The organism is Streptomyces swartbergensis (assembly GCF_002148965.1).
Taxonomy (GTDB): domain Bacteria; phylum Actinomycetota; class Actinomycetes; order Streptomycetales; family Streptomycetaceae; genus Streptomyces; species Streptomyces swartbergensis.
The window spans coordinates 1-673 of record NZ_NGFN01000838.1 but is presented as its reverse complement, the minus strand read 5'-3'; the positions used below and the strand labels follow the sequence as shown (position 1 = coordinate 673).

Annotated in this window: 2 rRNA genes; both read left to right on the top strand. The window is 59.6% G+C overall.

The window, feature by feature from the left end:
• Positions 1–201, top strand: a 16S ribosomal RNA gene (locus tag CA983_RS44650); the annotation flags it as partial.
• Positions 202–509: 308 nt separating this feature from the next.
• Positions 510–673 (top strand): 23S ribosomal RNA (locus tag CA983_RS44645); the annotation flags it as partial.

Here is a 673-nt window from a genome sequence, read left to right as displayed (position 1 = left end):
TAATCGCAGATCAGCATTGCTGCGGTGAATACGTTCCCGGGCCTTGTACACACCGCCCGTCACGTCACGAAAGTCGGTAACACCCGAAGCCGGTGGCCCAACCCCCTTGTGGGGAGGGAGCTGTCGAAGGTGGGACTGGCGATTGGGACGAAGTCGTAACAAGGTAGCCGTACCGGAAGGTGCGGCTGGATCACCTCCTTTCTAAGGAGCACTTCTAAGCCGRTCCTTCGGGGYKRGKTCAGAGGCCAGTACATCAGCGAGTGTCTGATGCTGGTTGCTCATGGGTGGAACGTTGACTAYTCGGCACACTTGGTCGTCTTCTCCTKCTAGTACTGCTCTTCGGAGCGTGGAACGTTGAGGGGAGCGGGGAGTGTGTCGGGCACGCTGTTGGGTGTCTGAGGGAATGGTTTTTTCCTCAGTCGCCGGCCCCAGTGAACTCGCCTGTCAAGGGTGGGGTGATGGGTGGCTGGTCGTTGTTTGAGAACTGCACAGTGGACGCGAGCATCTGTGGCCAAGTTTTTAAGGGCGCACGGTGGATGCCTTGGCACCAGGAACCGATGAAGGACGTGGGAGGCCACGATAGGCCCCGGGGAGTCGTCAACCAGGCTTTGATCCGGGGGTGTCCGAATGGGGAAACCCGGCAGTCGTCATGGGCTGTCACCCGCTGCTGAAC